The sequence below is a fragment of the Methylovulum psychrotolerans genome, assembly GCF_002209385.1.
GTDB lineage: Bacteria > Pseudomonadota > Gammaproteobacteria > Methylococcales > Methylomonadaceae > Methylovulum > Methylovulum psychrotolerans.
In genome coordinates this window covers 1028591-1046399 of sequence record NZ_CP022129.1, presented here as the reverse complement: position 1 = coordinate 1046399, position 17809 = coordinate 1028591, and the positions used below count along the sequence as shown (strand labels likewise).

The following is a 17809-nucleotide window of genomic DNA, read 5'->3' as shown; positions in this document are numbered from 1 at the left end:
GGCGGCTTGCTTAGGCAGAGAGCCGCCGCAGTTAACTGACACTCATTTTTAACGCCGCCGCCGTCGGCCACGGGGCTAAGGTCAGCGCCAGCAAGAGTATCGCCGCCAATATATTCAGTTGCGCCACAACGGGCAAGCCGGTCGCCGCCATCGTTACGGCATTACTGGCAAAAATCAGCACCGGCACATACAAGGGCAACACCAACAGCGACAAAATCATCCCGCCGCGCCGCAACCCCACGGTCAGCGCGACCCCAATCGCCCCGATCAGGCTTAACACCGGCGTACCCAGTAACAGCGTCAGCAATAACACCCCTAAGGCTTGGTTAGGCATCCCTAAAAACACCGCCAATAACGGCGCGATCAGCAATAAAGGCAAACCTGTCACTAGCCAATGGGCAAACACCTTGCCTAAAATCAACACCGACACCGGATGCGGGCTGAGCAACAATTGCTCCAACGAGCCGTCATCAAAATCCGAGCGGAACAGGCTGTCCAGTGACAGCATGGCCGCCAATAACGCCGACACCCAGATAATCCCCGGCGCAATCGCCTGTAAAAGCTGCGGCCTAGCCCCTACGCCCAACGGAAACAGGGTGATGACCAGGACAAAAAAGAACAGCGGATTGGCGATTTCCGAGCGGCGGCGCAAGGCTAAAATTAAATCCCGACGGATAATAGCAAAAAAAGCGGCAGTTAAGGACATTAGGCTAAGCGGATACGTTGTACGTCAACAGTAGGCAAGTTTAATTCATGGTGTGAGGTTAACACAATCATACCGCCTTGGTCACAATGTTCCGCCATCAATTGCTCAATTAAGGCAATGCCTTGCCTATCCAAGGCGGTAAACGGCTCGTCCAATATCCATAAGGCATTATGGGTAATCAGTAACCGCGCCAACGACAGCCGCCGCTTTTGCCCAGCAGACAGCGCTTGCGCCGGAACATCGTCAAAACCCGCCAACTGTACCCGCGCCAACGCCGCACCGATACTACAGGCCCCTGCCTGTGCCAAAGCCAACGCGACATGCAGATTTTCCAGCACGGTCAGTTCTTTTTTAATGCCTTCCAAATGCCCGACATAAGCCATATCAATACGGTACTGCACGTCGCTAATCGGCTCACCGCACCAGCGCACTTCCCCGGCATCCGGTTCGCGGAAACCGCATAAAATCCGCAATAACGAGGTTTTGCCGCTGCCGTTACGGCCTTCCAATAACAAAACTTGGCGATTAGTGACCTGAAACGCCAAATCGCTGAACAATACCCGGTCATCACGGATACAGCTGAGGCCTTCGGCTACCAAGGACACAGGCCGCGCTAAACTCATGGCTTTAATCTCTGGCGGATCACTTCGTACAACAGCACCCCGGTCGCCACCGATAAATTCAGGCTGTCCACTTGCCCCAACATCGGCAGTTTGACCAACACATCGCATTGCTCACGGGTCAGGCGGCGCATCCCCTTTTCTTCCGCCCCGACCACCAAGGCTAGCGGTACGGTAAAATCGGCCTGATAGGCGGTTTGGGTGGCTTCGCCCGCCGCGCCCATCACCCACACGCCTTGATCTTTCAGCCAGCGCAAGGTGCGGGCCAGATTGGTGACTTGATAAACGGGTACGGTCTCCGCCGCCCCACAAGCGACTTTGCACACGGTCGGGGTAATGCCCGTAGCGTTATCCTTCGTGATAATTACCCCGTGTACGCCCGTGGCATCGGCGGTACGCAAACACGCGCCCAGATTGTGCGGGTCTTGGACGTTATCCAACACCAGAAACAAGGCGGTGCTGTCGAGGTTTTCCACCGCCGTTTTCAGTTCCTGCTCGGACAATTCGCCGGGCATGTCCACTTCAATGACGATACCTTGATGGTTATTGCCCTCGGCGAGTTTGTCGAGCTTTTTACGCTCGACCTTTTCCGGTTCGATGCCTAAATCCAGCAAGGCATCCAGTGCTTGCGCCAAGCGCTTATCTTGGCGTTGGGTATCCACCCAGGCTTTGTTGATGGATTTGGGGGAATAATCAAGAGCCGCTTGCACCGAATGCAGGCCGTAGAGTTTGGTGGGTTTCATGAGTGTTCAAAAAGAGTGTCTTCGCTAAGTGCCAGGATGTTATTCAAGCGGCAACGTGTCTGCCGACTTAAAATGGCCATTATACGAATAAGTTGAGTGGTCTTTATACAATCCTAAGCTAGCATCATAGACGGTTTAGTAGGCCAACGGCAAACAGCGTCTTCAATACTGACTGTCCGGCTTGTTTTTTTGGCAAGGAGACCCTAAACGCATTGATAGCCTGCTACGCTTCATCAAGCGGTTTGGCTTGGGTGGCGGGGTTGCAAAAATCGGGTTCTATGAGGGGACATTTTCTTGCGATAACTCAGTTATTGCAAGTCTTTTAGCGGGATAGCCGAACACTTGGGCCCAGGAAAACATGGTTTCATGGCCTTGCAATTTGCATCGGGATAAAATTTGGCCAAGGGCAAACCCTGCCTGTTGGCGTAAACTTTATCCCGAATTTAGATTAGCATTAGACGGCAATCATGCCGAAAACTAAATTAAGCGCCTGCATCGCCACAAACGACAAGGGCAAAGATGAAGCCACCAATAAGGCGGTGAATCCTACGGCTTGATACATTTCTTTTTTCATGGTCTGAGCTCCGGCAAATAAATGGATAAATATCCTGCACACAATGATGGGTACTTATTGATATAAGCGAATTTCATGCCATCACTTTACAAAAAAAATAAATAATTGATTTTTAAGTATTTTATGTTTTTTTAACGGCTTTCAGCGTCTTTAACTGCCCTACCCTAAGCCTGTCTGCAAAAAATGCTGTTACTAATTTTGCAGTCTTACTACTTTTTTTGCAGTGTTAGCCGCCCTATCCGGCCTTTTATGCCCCCTATTGGGCAGGTTCAGACCTTAAGCCGATAACCGATGCCCGATTCGGTCAGCAAATATTGGGGTTGCGTAGGGTCAATCTCCAATTTTTGCCGGAGTTGGCTCATATAAATGCGCAAATAATGCGAATTGTCCTTATAGGACGGCCCCCAGACTTCTTTAAGGATATATTGGTGCGTCAAAACCTTGCCCGCATTTTTAATCAGCAGGGTTAAGAGCCGGTACTGAATAGGGGTAAGGTGGATGTCTTGCCCATCGATGCTCACTTGCCGCTTAAGCAAATCCACTTTTAATGCCCCGGTAACAAAAACCCCGCCCTCATCCTGTGCGGGCCCACCAACGGCATGGCGCAAGGCCACCCGTATCCGCGCCAACAATTCGCCCAAACCAAAAGGCTTGGTCAGATAATCGTCGGCTCCGGCATCTAATGCGTCTATTTTATGCTGCTCGGCACTGCGGGCGGACAAAATAATGATCGGCATAACCGACCAGGCGCGGATCGCTTTTATCACCTCCACGCCATCCATATCCGGCAAGCCCAGATCAAGAATAACCAGATCGGGCTTACGCACCCCCGCTTCAATGATGCCCTGTTGGCCGCGCTCAGCCTCAAACACTTTGAAACCGTGGGCCCCCAGACCCGTCCGTAAAAATAGGCGGATAGCCGGATCATCTTCAATAATGACAATAATAGGGTTAGTCTGGGTCATAGTTAGTCAGCCGTGCCGTTGCTGTCTTCCCGCCCCATTGAGGGCGGCGGGCTGTCCTGAGGGAGCAGGAGGGAAAACACCGCCCCGCCAGTAGGGCGGTTTTGCGCCCGAATGCTACCGCCATGCGCCTCAATAATGGCTTTGCATATCGCCAGACCCAAACCGACACCGCTTTGTGCCGCTTCATTCTGCGCCCGATAAAACTTTTCAAACAGTTTGTTCTCGCTGCCCCTAGGCAAGCCCGGGCCACGGTCGGCCACCGAGATTGCCATCGCTTCCCCCTCCCCTTCCGCCATAATCTCCAAAGGGCTACCCGTCGGGGTGTAACGCAACGCATTTTCCAGCAAATTGATCAGCACTTGTTCGACCATCACCGCATCGACATAAACCATAGGCATACCCGGCGGCAATTTAACGCTGACTTGACGGCCTATACAGCGTTTTTGCAGACGGGTCAGCACCACGCCAATGATTTCGTCCAACGGATACCATTGTTTGTTCAGCACCACCGCCCCTGCGTCCAGCCGGGCCATGTCCAAGATATTGTTGACTAAATTCGACATCCGTTGCGCCTCTTCATAAATGGCCCGGTTCAATTCCAACTTATCTTGTGTCCGCAACGCATTGTCGTCCTCGACTAAGGTGCTGGCGGAACCGACAATTGTCGCCAGCGGGGTGCGCAAATCGTGGGAAATGGAACTGAGCAGCGAGTTGCGCAAACGCTCGGCCTCCATTTCCACTTGGGTTTTTCGGGCCTGCTCGGTCAGGCGCACACGGGTGATCGCCTGGGCAATTTGGCTCAGGAAAGTTTCCAGCAATTTTTGTTGTTCCGGCAAGAACACCCGGCGTAAATTGACGGGCAACAACACCAAAACACCCAACATGGTTTCTTTGACGCTTAACGGCAAATACACCGCATCGGCACCGGGTAAAGTATGGGTACCTTGCCCGGCAATCTCGTCATGATCCATAACCCACTGTGCCACGCTCAAGTCGGCAGTGAGCAGGGATTCCGGCAGTGCCGGGCCACTGGGATAAACGATACGGCCTGTGGCATCGGGAAAGAGGATGACGTTTTTACTGCCAAACTCGGCATACAGGTGATGCACCGCCGTGCGCACGATTTCGTCTTCGCTCTGGCTGGCGGTCAGATCCTTGCTCATCGCATACAGTACCGTCGCCCGCCGCTCCCTATGCCCGGCCACCTTCGCTTGCGAGCGCACATTCGCCATTAAGCTGCTGATCAGCATGGCGACGGTCAACATCGCCAATAGCGTCACCAGATATTGGCTATCGCCGACCGTAAAACTGAAATAAGGCGGAACAAACATCAGGTCAAAAATTGCCACACCCAGAAATGACGCAAAAATGGACGGGCCGCGGCCAAAGCGAGTGGCGATAAACACCACGCCTAACAAAAACACCATGACCAGATTGGCTAGCTCAAACCGCCCGAACATCAGATAAGCCAACGCAGTGCTGGCAACGGTAACGGTCACTGCCCACGCATAGCCACGCGTATTGTATTTCTGTGCCGGGCGTTTACCCAAGCCCGGCAAAGGGTTTTTCCGATATAAAGAGGGCTCCGGCTTGTCGCCGCCGTCCTGCCCAGGCCTAGGGCTGCCCAGCAAATACAGGTTAATGTTGTGCGCGTCGCTAATCAGCACATCCACCACCGAACCCAGCAACACCCGCCGTAACCCCCGGCGGGTCGGCTTACCAATGACAATTTTGGTGACATTGCGTTCATTGGAAAATTTGATGATCGCCGAACTCATTTCGGGGGCATTTAAGGTGACCGTTTCGGCGCCCAATTGCTCGGCGAGGCGCAAAATCCGTAACACACCGTCACGTTTTTCGGCGGACAAACGTTGTAGTTCAGGCGTTTCGACATAAATGACTATCCATTCCGCGCGTAAGCTGGTAGCAAAACGCTTGCCCGCACGGACTAAGCGCTCAGCTAAGGCACTAGGGCCTATGCAAACCAAAATCCGCTCGTTAACCTGCCAAATATCCCGAATACGATGGTTTTCCCGATAGTCCAGCATCTGGGCATCGACCCGGCTGGCGGTTTGCCGCAGGGCCAATTCGCGCAGGGCGATTAGGTTGCCTTTGCGGAAAAAATTCTTCGCCGCTTCTTGGGCCTGTTGCGGCAAATACACCTTACCGTCCTTCAGCCTATTCAGCAGTTCATCGGGCGGCAAATCCACCAGTTCGACTTCATCGGCTTCTTCAAAAACGGTGTCCGGCACAGTCTCCCAGACCCGAATCCCGGAGATTTGGCCAATATCGTCATTCAGGCTTTCCAAATGCTGGACATTGAGCGCGGTATACACATCGATACCTGCTTCCAACAACTCTTCAATATCCTGCCAACGCTTAGGATGCCGACAACCCTGGGCGTTAGTATGCGCCAACTCATCGACCAGAATGACCGAAGGCTTGCGTTTAAGCGCGGCATCCAGGTCAAACTCCTGCAAAATCGTCCCCCGATAATTGATTTGTTTGGGGGGCAACACTTCCAAACCCTCTAATAAGGCGCTGGTTTCCTTACGCCCATGGGTCTCCACCAAACCGACGACAATATCGATATGTTCGCCGCGCTTTTCTCTCGCCGCCTGTAACATGGCATAAGTTTTACCGACCCCGGCCGCCGCGCCAAAAAAAATCTTCAAATGGCCGCGTCTGGCCCGGATAGTATCCCGTTCGACACGGGCCAACAGTTCGTCAGGATCAGGGCGTTCGATTTGCATGATGTTTACCATTTTTACCCGATAGACAGGATTTTTATAAAACTACCCCTTAAAGAGCAGGAAAAAAGCAAGGGCAAGAAAAATACTCATTGATAACAGTCGCTTAAATCTTACCATCAGCCAGTTTTTGCTCGCGGATTATGTTGCCATTGGCTAAATCGCAGACAACAAACCATTCCGAACCGTCACCCGCCTGTATTCCATTACGCAACAAGAATTCTCCGTTGCTGTGCAGTAGCCGTTGTTGGGCAATCACCCCCGGATGCAACCGTAACGCTTCTTGCCGGCAATAGCCTTGGTAAACCTTGCTGGCCGGCAAATTATAGGTTTCGATATTGCCCGCATGAGCCATCTGTACAGCCGCCGCCAGTAAACACCAGCCATAATTATATTTCATATCCCACCCACCTAGCGCAGTGCATCCAAAGCCAAATTTAAAGCCAAAACATTGACCCTAGGCTCGCCAAATAGCCCCCATTGCCGGCCTTCGGTATGGGCAGCCACCAAAGCGCTGAGTTTGTCGGCAGACATTTTACGCGCTTTAGCAATACGCGGGACTTGATAAGCCGCCGCTGCCGGACTGATATGCGGATCCAAACCACTGCCTGAAGCTGTAACCAGATCCACCGGAACGGGGGTTTCATTGCCAGGATCGGCGGCCTTTAAAGCCTCAAGCCGGGCTTTTACGGCATCGGCCAGGGTCGGGTTGGTAGGGCCCAGATTGGAGCCGCTAGAGGCTCCCGCATTATAAAGAAAAGGCCCGGTGGCGGAAGGCCGTCCCCAAAAATGGTCTGGGCTGCTGAACGGTTGCCCGATCAGGCTAGAACCCTTGACTTTGCCATTTTCGGCGGTCATCAGGCTACCATTCGCTTGACCAGGAAACAACAATTGCGCCAGCCCCGTCACCAAAGCCGGATATACCACACCGGTTAACACGCTCAAGATGATAAATAACATCACCGCAGGTCTTAAATGCTTAACCATGACCAACTCCTTAAACTAAGCCTAGCGTGACCAAGATCAGGTCAATCGCTTTAATGCCAATAAATGGGACAATTAAACCGCCCACCCCGTACACCAATAAATTGTTTTGCAACAGCGTCGCGGCACCGACAGGTTTGTACTTGATGCCTTTCAACGCCAACGGGATCAGCGCGACGATAATCAAGGCGTTGAAAATCACCGCCGACAGGATCGCACTGGCCGGGGTCGCCAGCTCCATCACGTTCAACACATCCAGCACCGGATAAGTGGTGGCGAACGCGGCCGGGATGATCGCAAAATATTTCGCGACATCATTGGCGATACTGAAGGTGGTCAAAGCCCCGCGCGTCATCAGCATTTGCTTACCAGTTTCGACAATCTCAATCAACTTGGTGGGGTTGGAATCCAAATCGACCATATTGCCCGCTTCCTTAGCCGCTTGCGTACCGCTGTTCATCGCCACCGCAACATCAGCTTGCGCCAAGGCGGGGGCATCGTTGGTGCCGTCCCCGGTCATCGCCACCAAACGGCCTTCGGCTTGGTATTGGCGGATCAGTTTCAGTTTCGCCTCTGGGGTGGCTTCGGCGAGAAAATCATCCACCCCGGCTTCGGCGGCAATCGCGGCGGCGGTGAGGCGGTTATCGCCCGTGATCATGATGGTCTTAATGCCCATCTGGCGCAATTCCGCAAACCGCTCCTTAATGCCGCCTTTGACAATATCCTTAAGCTCAATCACCCCCAGCACCCGTGTGCCTTCCGACACCACCAACGGGGTGCTGCCGCGCCGCGCCACATCATCGACCACTTTACGGAACTCCGGCTGGAATTTGCCGCCCTGCTCTTCGATGTGGCTACGGATAGCATCGGCGGCCCCTTTGCGGATTTGCCGCCCTTCAATATTCACGCCGCTCATGCGGGTTTGCGCCGAGAAATGCACAAAAGTCGCCCCTAAAGACTGCACGTCCCGCTCCCTAAAGCCGTATTTTTGTTTCGCCAACACCACCACACTACGGCCTTCGGGGGTTTCATCAGCCATCGAAGCCAATTGCGCGGCATCGGCCAGTTCGCGCTCGGTGACTCCGGCCACGGCAATAAACGCCGAGGCTTGACGGTTGCCTAAAGTGATCGTTCCGGTTTTGTCCAGCAACAACACGTCAATGTCGCCCGCCGCTTCCACGGCACGGCCTGAGGTGGCAATAACGTTTTTCTGCATCATCCGGCCTATGCCCGCCACCCCAATGGCGGACAGCAAACCGCCGATAGTGGTCGGGATCAGACAGACCAACAAGGCCACCAACACGGTAAGCGTGATCGGTTGCCCAGACCCTGAAGTCGCCACGGCATACCAGGAAAACGGTAACAAAGTTACTGTCGCCATCAGGAACACCAGCGTCAACGCCACCAATAAAATAGTCAGGGCAATCTCGTTAGGGGTTTTTTGCCGTTTGGCGTTTTCCACCATGGCAATCATCCTATCCAAAAAAGCCTCGCCTGGGTTGGCGGTGATACGCACCACCAACCAGTCGGACAAGACCCGTGTGCCGCCCGTCACCGAACTGAAATCGCCACCGGATTCGCGGATCACCGGGGCACTTTCGCCAGTGATCGCGCTCTCGTCCACCGAAGCGACACCTTCAATGACTTCGCCGTCACCCGGCACAAAATCCCCCGCTTCTATCAACACCACATCACCACGCCGCAGACTCGAACCGGCCACTTTAGAGTAATTGGCATCATGACGCGGTTCGTCGAGTTTTTTTGCGGCGATATCACGTTTGGCACTGCGCAAAAACGCCGCTTGCGCCTTGCTGCGCCCTTCGGCTATCGCTTCGGCAAAGTTGGCGAACAACACCGTACCCCATAACCAGAGGGTGATTGCTAAAATAAACTGCGGCGGATCTTGCCCCTCGCCGTTCAAAGCCAGCACCCACAGCAGGGTGGTCAGCATACTGCCGATATAAACGACAAACATCACCGGATTTTTCCATTGCTGCTGCGGGGACAGTTTGCGGAACGATTCGACCAAGGCGTCACCGAGAATTTGCGGGTCGCCTAAAGACCTCAAAACAGATTTGTTATTCATGTTATTTCCTTTATAGATATTGGCTACTGAATCCGACTGCACAACAGACAAATGCCTATTATTCAGCGGCGACAGCCCCCAGCATCTGCAAATGCTCAACCACTGGGCCCAAGGCCAAAGCAGGCACAAATGTCAACGCCCCCACCATCAGCACCGTGCCAATCAATAAAACGATAAATAAGGGCGTATGCGTCGGCAATGTACCTGGGCCCACCGGGACAATTTTCTTCGCCGCCAAAGCCCCGGCGATAGCCAAGACCGGCACCGCCAACCAATACCGGGAAAACAGCATCACCACGCCCAATAGGGTGTTATAAAACGGGGTGTTGGCCGACAAGCCGCCAAACGCGCTGCCGTTGTTATTACCCGCTGAGGACAGCGCGTACAGCACTTCGCTAAAACCGTGGGCCCCAGGGTTAAAAATTGAGGACTTGCCGACCTCCAGCATCACCGCTAACGCCGTGCCGCCCAACACCATCAGCGGCGGAATTAAAATCGTGATCGCCGCCATTTTCATTTCGTAAGCTTCGATTTTTTTGCCCAAATATTCGGGGGTGCGCCCTATCATCAGACCGGAGACAAACACCGCGACTATCGCAAACATTATCATGCCGTACAGCCCCGAACCGACCCCACCAAACACCACTTCGCCCAACTGCATCAACCACATCGGCACCAGTCCGCCGATAGGGGTAAACGAGTCGTGCATGGCGTTCACCGAACCGTTGGAGGCGGCTGTGGTGACTACCGCCCACAGAGCGGAATTAGTAATGCCAAACCGGATTTCCTTACCTTCCATATTGCCGCCGGACTGCTCGGCACTGGCTATTTGGTCAACACCTAAGGCACTAAAAACCGGATTGCCGCTTTGCTCGGCAGGGACAGTGACAAAAATCAGCGCGACCAACATCAGCGTCATCGCCGCCAAAATCGCCCAACCTTGACGGGTATCGCCTACCATCATGCCGAAGGTGTAGCACAACGCCGCCGGAATCAGCAGGATAGACAGCATTTCCAAAAAGTTACTTAACGGGGTGGGGTTTTCCAAGGGATGGGCGGAATTGACGTTAAAAAAGCCGCCGCCGTTCGTACCCAGTTGCTTGATCGCCACTTGCGAGGCGGCTGGGCCCACCGCTATCATTTGTTCCTTTACTTCAACCGCTTCCAGTACGGGCTTGCCACTGGCATCTTGCAAAGCCACTCCGTCCGCCCCCAATTTAGGCTGCTCATAACTGACGCGTTCCAACAAGGGTACGGTTTGGTAAGGGCTAAAGGTCTGGACAACCCCCTGCCCAACCAACACCAAAGCCAAAACCAATGACAAAGGCATCAGTATATATAAGGTGCTGCGGGTCATATCCACCCAAAAATTGCCGATAATATCGGCTTTGCGGCGGGTAAAGCCCCTGATTAAAGCAACCAGTGTCGCCATGCCCGTAGCGGCGGAGACAAAATTCTGTACGGTCAAGCCCAGCATCTGGGTCAGGTAACTCATGGTCACCTCACCGCCGTAGCCCTGCCAGTTGGTGTTAGTGGCAAAACTGACCGCCGTATTAAAGGCCGAGTCAGGACTGACATTAGGCAAGTTTTGCGGATTAAGCGGCAACGAGGCTTGCAGGCTTTGTAGCCCGAACACCACCAATCCCCCTAACAGGTTAAAGACCAACAGGGCGATGGCGTAGTCTGTCCAACGCATCTCTTGCTGGGGATTAACCCCGCTAAGGCGATAAATCCACGCTTCAAACGGCGCCAACCAGCGGTTTATCACCACCGGCTCATCGTCATAAATTTTCGCCATATAACCGCCTAAGGGCTTAGCCAAGGCGATTAAGACGGCCATATAAAAGACAATTTGTAATAGGCTGTTGCTAGTCATCAGAACTTCTCCGGATAAAACAGCGCGGCAATCAGGTAGACGAAAATCCCCGCCACTAAAGCCGCACTTAACAGATAAACCCAACTCATGATTGCCCCCTTAATTTTTCCAAGGCATGTACCAAGAAACCGGTGACGGCGAAAAAAGCCACCATCAAAACGAGAAAAATCCAGCTCATAAATCACCTTATAGTTAGACTAAAGCTAACGGTAAACGTCAGCATAGTTGTCGAAAACAAGCTCAGTGTAAGCGTAAACAGGGTAAAAATACTGTAAAGATTTGGGGTGGCTATTGGTAAGGCGTGAAGTGCCTAGATAGAATTTGTAGCCGCTACAAGCTGACAGGCAGGCAAAAAAAAAGGCCTACCATAAGGTAAGCCTTTTTTGTCAGCCTTTGCTGCCTTTAAGCAGATTTTCTATGGGCAAAATAAAACAATAACGCGCCAATAATAATCATCGGCGTGGACAGTATCTGCCCCATGGTCAGCCAGTCAAAGGCCAGATACCCCAGGTGCGCGTCGGGCATCCGGTAGAACTCGACAAAGAACCTAAAGCAACCGTAACAGAACACCGCCAAGCCTGTCGTCGCCATGACCGGACGGGGCTTGCTGGCATAGATTTGCAGAATGATAAACAGCACCAAACCTTCCAAAAACGCCTCATACAATTGCGAGGGGTGGCGGGCTAATGGGCCCCCGTTCGGAAACACCATCGCCCACGGCACATCGGTTGTCCGGCCCCACAATTCCGAGTTAATAAAATTGCCGATCCGCCCTGCCCCCAAACCGATGGGCGCCAGCGGGGCAATCAAATCGATCAATTGCATCATGGTGCAGTTCTGCTTTTTGCCGTAGAACCACATCGCCACAAACACCCCCAGCATACCGCCATGGAAGGCCATGCCGCCTTCCCAAATCTTAAACAGCATAAGGGGGTCGTGGAGGAAATTGCTGAACTTGTAAAACAGCACATACCCTATCCTGCCACCCAAAATCACCCCCAACGCCCCGTAAGTCACCAAGTCTTCGATGGCTTCGGGCGGAATGGGCGACCAGGGCTTTTGGGCGTTTTTTTGCCCCAAAAAATAGACGGCGACAAAGCCGACCAAATACATAAGCCCGTACCAATGGACTTTCAGGGGCCCAAGGGCAATGGCGACAGGATCAATTTGCGGGTAAGTGAGCATAATTAAACGTCCAGATTGGTTACATCTAAGGCATTTTTAACGATAAAGTCGCGGCGCGGTTCCACGACATCCCCCATCAGCGTAGTGAAGATTTCATCGGCGGCGATGGCATCTTCAATCCTGACTTGCAGTAAACGGCGGTTATTGGCATCTAAGGTAGTTTCCCAGAGCTGTTCGGGGTTCATCTCGCCCAGCCCTTTGTAGCGTTGGATGTGTTGGCCTTTTTTCACTTCGCGCATCATCCAGTCGAACGCTTGCTTAAAGCTGCTGACCGCCTGCTGGCGTTCGCCCATTTTAATGTGCGAATAATCATTAAACAGCCCTGCCGTGTCTTCGGCATATTGCGCCATTTGCTTATAGTCTTTGCTGTTGAAAAAGTTCGACGGCAAGACAAAGGTTTTGATAATGCCGTGCAGGCGTTTGCTGACCACGGCGGAAAAGTCGCTGCTGCTTTTATAATCCAGCTCGACGCTAAACACCGCCGTGCCGAAACTGTCATTCAATTGCCGGATAATTTGCCCGAACCAGTCCGCCAATTGCTGCGGGTCTTGTTTCAGTGCCTCATTAACGACGGCCATCGCCACCAATTGCTCCAAAAAAGCCTCGTCATAGCGTCTGAACAGGCGGTTAATGGTGGTGACGATAGCGACATAGTCCTTAGCCAGTTTCTCCAGCCCAGGGCCTTGTATGGGCGGTGCAGCTTCATCAGTAAATAACTGCGCCTTATCCAAAGCCAATTGGATCAGGTATTCGTTTAACGCGGCATCGTCTTTGACATAATGCTCTTGCTTACCTTTTTTAACCTTATATAAAGGTGGCTGGGCAATATAGATATAGCCTTTTTCGACAATCTCCGGCAACTGGCGGTAAAAGAAGGTCAATAACAAGGTGCGGATATGTGAGCCGTCCACGTCGGCATCGGTCATGATGATAATGCGGTGGTAGCGCAATTTCGCCAAATTATATTCGTCTTTGCCAATCCCACAGCCTAAGGCAGTGATTAAGGTACCGACCTCTTCTGAGGAAATCATCTTGTCGAAACGGGCTTTTTCGACATTAAGGATTTTACCTTTTAACGGCAAAATCGCTTGAGTGCGCCGATCTCTGCCTTGCTTGGCCGAACCGCCCGCCGAGTCCCCTTCGACTAAGAATAATTCTGATAAGGCCGGGTCTTTCTCTTGGCAATCGGCCAACTTGCCCGGTAAACCGGCAATATCCAATGTTGTCTTACGGCGGGTCATTTCCCGCGCCTTACGGGCCGCTTCCCGCGCCCGTGCGGCATCCAGGATTTTCCCGACAATGGCTTTCGCTATTTGCGGTTTTTCCAGCAGGAACTCTTGCAACTTTTCGTTCATGGTCGATTCGACCAACGGTTTGACTTCGGAAGACACCAATTTGTCTTTGGTTTGCGAAGAGAATTTAGGGTCGGGTACTTTAACCGATAACACGGCGGTCAGACCTTCGCGGGCATCGTCACCCGTAGTGGCGACTTTCTCTTTTTTACCGATACCGCTGGTTTCAATATATTGGTTAACCGTGCGCGTCAACGCGCCCCTGAATCCGGCCAAATGACTGCCACCATCGCGTTGCGGAATATTATTAGTATAGCAAAACACGTTTTCCTGATATGAGTCGTTCCATTGCATCGCCACTTCTACGACCACCCCTTCTTTCTCGGCCTTAAAATAAAAGACTTCCGGGAACAGCGGGATTTTGTTTTTATTCAGATGTACCACAAAGGCACTGATGCCGCCTTCAAACTCGAACACATCTTGCTTATCGGTACGTTCGTCTTCTAAGCTGATGCGGACACCGGAATTTAGGAAGGACAGTTCCCGCAAACGTTTTGCCAGAATATCGTAATGGAATTCGACATCGGTAAACGTCTTATTGCTGGGTTTGAAATTGATTTGTGTGCCTGATCCAGTTGCCGGGCCCACCGCCGCCAAAGGCGCAACCGGTTCGCCCATCAGATATTGCTGTCTGTACAATTGGCCATTTTTACGGATTTCCAAATTCAGTTCTTCCGATAAGGCATTCACTACCGAGACCCCCACACCGTGCAAACCGCCGGAAACTTTATAGGCGTTATCGTCAAACTTACCGCCTGCGTGTAACACCGTCATAATCACCTCGGCGGCAGAACGGCCCTCTTCCTCATGAATATCAACAGGGATACCGCGCCCGTCATCGGCCACCGTCACTGAGCCGTTGGTATGGATGATAACGCGGACTTCTTTACAATAACCCGCTAACGCCTCATCTATAGAATTATCAACCACCTCAAAAACCATGTGGTGCAAACCGGAACCGTCATCGGTATCACCAATATACATACCCGGCCGTTTTCGTACCGCATCCAATCCTTTCAAAACCTGAATATTGGTACTATCGTATTGATCGTTATTGTTGCTCATGTGGTTCTTCTTTTTTCCTGTAGTTGCCTGAATGTTCCATGTGAAACATTACATTGGTTTGCTAGTGCCATGTTCCACGTGGAACATTAATTAACCTCAAATTGAGAATAAAGTGCTTTGTTATAGTGGCCTAATTATACCACTAGCTATAGACTGCGTATGGGGCGAGGTGAAATATGCTTAAAGATCGGGCATAAGCTAGCGTTTACCGAATCTTCGTGAACAAGCTTACGAAAACGCCCAATTTCAAATTAAGTGGTTTTATCAGACATCAAGCCATTTAGACTAGGTTGATGTTCCACGTGGAACATCAGGGCAATCCCGAACGGCCATGTTCCACATGGAACATCGGGGCAATCCCGAACGGCCATGTTCCACGTGGAACATCGGGACAAACCCGAACGGCCATGTTCCACGTGGAACATTAATACGGATTCACACAACCCTGTTCCATGCGGAACATTTTATAATTAGGTATATGGCTTAAATCGCCAAAATCGGTAGCGGCGGTGGCGGTGATAAATACCTGACAATTGAGCGTCACCAAAAAATCCAGTAACTTAACACGGTTCTGGCTGTCCAGTTCGGCGGCAAAATCATCAACCAGCACACAGCCTAAAGGCTGTTGCCCGTCCGCCAGCAATTGCACTTGACTAAGCTTTAAAGCCAATACCAATAATTTTAGCTGCCCGCGTGAAACAAACTCTTTTGCCAATTGCTGTTCGACGCGTACCTGAAAATCCGCCCGGTGCGGGCCACTGTGGGTAAAACCATAGCGCAAATCTTTATCCAGATCCTGTTCTAACGCTTCCAGCAAAGATTTAGAACTATCCCACCCCCCCAGCAACTGTAGGCTAATCGTATCCAGCGCTAAAAATTGGCGGCTAATCGCTATAAACACAGGCTGCAATTTTTCCAGATAACGCTGCCGATAGTCTTGCACTATTGTACCGTAATACGCCAGCTCTTGGTTCCAAACCGCCAATTGCTCAAAGCGTTTTATCTTTAGCGCGGCATTACGTTGCGCCAAGGCTTTCTTAAAACGTCGCCACATCGGCAAAAAACGGGTGTCGGCGTTAAAAACGCCCCAATCCAAAAACTCGCGGCGCAGTTGCGCCCCGCCATCCAGCAACTCGTAACTTTTTGGGTGAATAAGCTGTACGGGTAAGGCATAAGCCAGTTCTGAACGTTGTTGGCGGGTTTCTTGGTTAATGCGTATCGCCATGGTTTTGCCGTCAAGCTGGATGCCCAACTGACTGACACCGCCCTCGGCGGTTTGTTGAATTTGCGCGGAGACAATCAGATGCTCCTGATCCAGGCTGATCACCGGCTTAATGCTGGCAGAGCGAAACGATTTCGCCCTGCCTAAAATATAAATCGCTTCCAACAGCGAACTTTTACCGCTGGCATTGTCGCCAACCAATAAATTCAGCGTCGGGCAAGGCTGTAAAGAAGCCTTGTGAATATTGCGGACGTGATAAATATCCAGTTTTAGCAAACTCATAACAGGAACGTTACAAGCGCATCGGCATAACGATGAACTGGTAAGTGCGCTCATTTTGTTCATTGACAAAACAACTGCTGGCATTGCTGGCGATAATCAGCGCGGCCACTTCCGAATCCAAATTGGCGACGGCTTCCAATAAATATTGGGCATTAAAAGAAATGGTCAACGGCTCGCCCTGATAATCAATCGCCAACTCTTCTTCGGCCTCGTCTTGCTCAGGATTATGGGTGCTGATGCTTAAGCGTTCGCTGCTGACATCCAGCGTGATGCCCCGAAATTTTTCATTCGACAAAATCGCCACACGGGTTAAAGCTTCGCGGAACAATTGCTTGTCGATATACAGCGGATTAAAAAATTCTTGCTGGAAAACTTTGCTAAAATCGGGATATTTGGCATCGACCAATTTTGCCGAAAACACCAAATCTTTAATAAAAATCCGAATATTATTGCTGGAGAATTCAACTTTTAAGTCTGTTTCTGGATCATCCAGCAAACGGTTTAACTCCAAAACGCCTTTGCGCGGCAAAATAATCCGCGCCTCAAACCCTGTCGCCTGCGGCAATTGGTCTTCATAAATCGCCAAACGGTGGCCATCAGAGGCGACCAATTTCAATTTGCTGTTGGAAATATTCAGCAACAGGCCGTTCAAATAATAACGCACATCTTGGTTAGCCATACAAAACAATGTCTTATCCAAGGCCTTTTTAAACTGTCCGGCATTAATAAAGAAATGGTTTTCTAAGGCCGATTCAGCAAATTCGGGATAATTGTCGGCCGGCAACGCGCTTAAAGAAAAACGGCTCCGGTGCGAAGAAATTTTTACTTTATCGCCTTGCAGTTCACATTTAATTTCCGCACCTTTAGGCAATAAGCGGCAGATATCTAATAACTTTCGGGCCGGCACGGTAATCGTGCCGGGTGTTGCGGGTTCAATGGCAATCTTGGCAATAATCTGGATTTCCAAATCAGTGCCCGTCAAAACCAATTGCCCTTCATGGACCACCATCAAAACATTTGCTAAGATGGGTAAAGTTTGGCGTTTTTCGATAACGCTAACAATTTGCTGCAAAGGTGTTAGCAAAACTTCTCTGTTAATAATGAATTTCATACTCTTTTTATCTTATTCGTATTAGCGGGACAAAAAACTGTGGATAACTTTTTATTTTATTTTAATTCAATAGCTTGTAATTTTTCAAACGCTTGTATAAGGGCTTATTGGGATTATGTGTAACGATTATCCCCACAAAAGCTGGAGATTTATACACATTTATTGCAAAAAAACCCTTGCTTATCCCCAAAGTTATCCACAGGCCGGATTTTTACTGTTCATGCTTTGTAGCTGGAATTGGGCGGATTATGTCCGTCCATTTTTCAGGAACCCATTTTTTAAAATTTT

At 51.2% G+C, this 17809-nt stretch carries 14 protein-coding genes; all 14 read right to left on the bottom strand.

Annotated elements, in window-relative coordinates; genetic code table 11:
• Window positions 1-31 precede the first annotated feature (31 nt).
• The 14 genes from ccmB to dnaN all read right to left on the bottom strand — a co-directional run bounded on the left by ccmB (window position 32) and on the right by dnaN (window position 17521).
• The gene (gene ccmB / locus CEK71_RS04565) at window positions 32-706 is read right to left on the bottom strand and encodes a heme exporter protein CcmB (protein WP_088618276.1); all 675 of its coding nucleotides are present in this window, start codon (window positions 704-706) and stop codon (window positions 32-34) included.
• Window positions 706-1329, bottom strand: coding sequence for a cytochrome c biogenesis heme-transporting ATPase CcmA (gene ccmA, locus CEK71_RS04560; protein ID WP_088618275.1), 624 nt, complete (start codon window positions 1327-1329; stop codon window positions 706-708). Before ccmA ends, ccmB begins: the two co-directional genes overlap by 1 nt.
• Entirely contained in the window at window positions 1326-2069 is a 744-nt protein-coding gene (gene rlmB, locus CEK71_RS04555; protein ID WP_088618274.1) for a 23S rRNA (guanosine(2251)-2'-O)-methyltransferase RlmB, read from the bottom strand. The genes ccmA and rlmB overlap by 4 nt, the downstream gene beginning before the upstream one ends.
• 843 nt (window positions 2070-2912) lie before the next feature.
• On the bottom strand, window positions 2913-3608 hold the full coding sequence (locus CEK71_RS04550) for a response regulator (protein ID WP_088618273.1): 696 nt from the start codon (window positions 3606-3608) through the stop codon (window positions 2913-2915).
• A gap of 2 nt (window positions 3609-3610) precedes the next feature.
• Window positions 3611-6361 carry a sensor histidine kinase gene (locus CEK71_RS04545; protein WP_088621505.1) on the bottom strand — a complete coding sequence of 917 codons (2751 nt, stop codon included), beginning with the start codon at window positions 6359-6361 and terminating at the stop codon, window positions 3611-3613.
• 103 nt (window positions 6362-6464) lie between these two features.
• Window positions 6465-6758, bottom strand: coding sequence for a hypothetical protein (locus CEK71_RS04540; RefSeq protein ID WP_088618272.1), 294 nt, complete (start codon window positions 6756-6758; stop codon window positions 6465-6467).
• 11 nt (window positions 6759-6769) lie between these two features.
• A complete protein-coding gene (gene kdpC, locus CEK71_RS04535) occupies window positions 6770-7345 on the bottom strand; it encodes a potassium-transporting ATPase subunit KdpC (RefSeq protein WP_088618271.1) in 576 nt (191 codons plus the stop codon).
• A 10-nt stretch (window positions 7346-7355) separates the two neighbouring features.
• Complete coding sequence (gene kdpB / locus CEK71_RS04530) at window positions 7356-9428, bottom strand: potassium-transporting ATPase subunit KdpB (protein ID WP_088618270.1); 2073 nt, start codon at window positions 9426-9428, stop codon at window positions 7356-7358.
• A gap of 58 nt (window positions 9429-9486) precedes the next feature.
• Window positions 9487-11304, bottom strand: a complete 1818-nt coding sequence (kdpA, locus tag CEK71_RS04525) for a potassium-transporting ATPase subunit KdpA (RefSeq protein ID WP_088618269.1) — start codon at window positions 11302-11304, stop codon at window positions 9487-9489.
• On the bottom strand, window positions 11304-11393 hold the full coding sequence (kdpF, locus tag CEK71_RS04520; RefSeq protein ID WP_088618268.1) for a K(+)-transporting ATPase subunit F: 90 nt from the start codon (window positions 11391-11393) through the stop codon (window positions 11304-11306). The genes kdpA and kdpF overlap by 1 nt, the downstream gene beginning before the upstream one ends.
• Before the next feature lie 313 nt (window positions 11394-11706).
• Window positions 11707-12489, bottom strand: coding sequence for a prolipoprotein diacylglyceryl transferase (gene lgt / locus CEK71_RS04515; protein ID WP_088618267.1), 783 nt, complete (start codon window positions 12487-12489; stop codon window positions 11707-11709).
• Between the two features lie 2 nt (window positions 12490-12491).
• Window positions 12492-14906, bottom strand: a complete 2415-nt coding sequence (gene gyrB / locus CEK71_RS04510) for a DNA topoisomerase (ATP-hydrolyzing) subunit B (protein WP_088618266.1) — start codon at window positions 14904-14906, stop codon at window positions 12492-12494.
• A 424-nt stretch (window positions 14907-15330) separates the two neighbouring features.
• A complete protein-coding gene (gene recF / locus CEK71_RS04505) occupies window positions 15331-16410 on the bottom strand; it encodes a DNA replication/repair protein RecF (protein ID WP_088618265.1) in 1080 nt (359 codons plus the stop codon).
• 10 nt (window positions 16411-16420) lie between these two features.
• Entirely contained in the window at window positions 16421-17521 is a 1101-nt protein-coding gene (gene dnaN, locus CEK71_RS04500; RefSeq protein ID WP_088618264.1) for a DNA polymerase III subunit beta, read from the bottom strand.
• Window positions 17522-17809 lie beyond the last annotated feature (288 nt).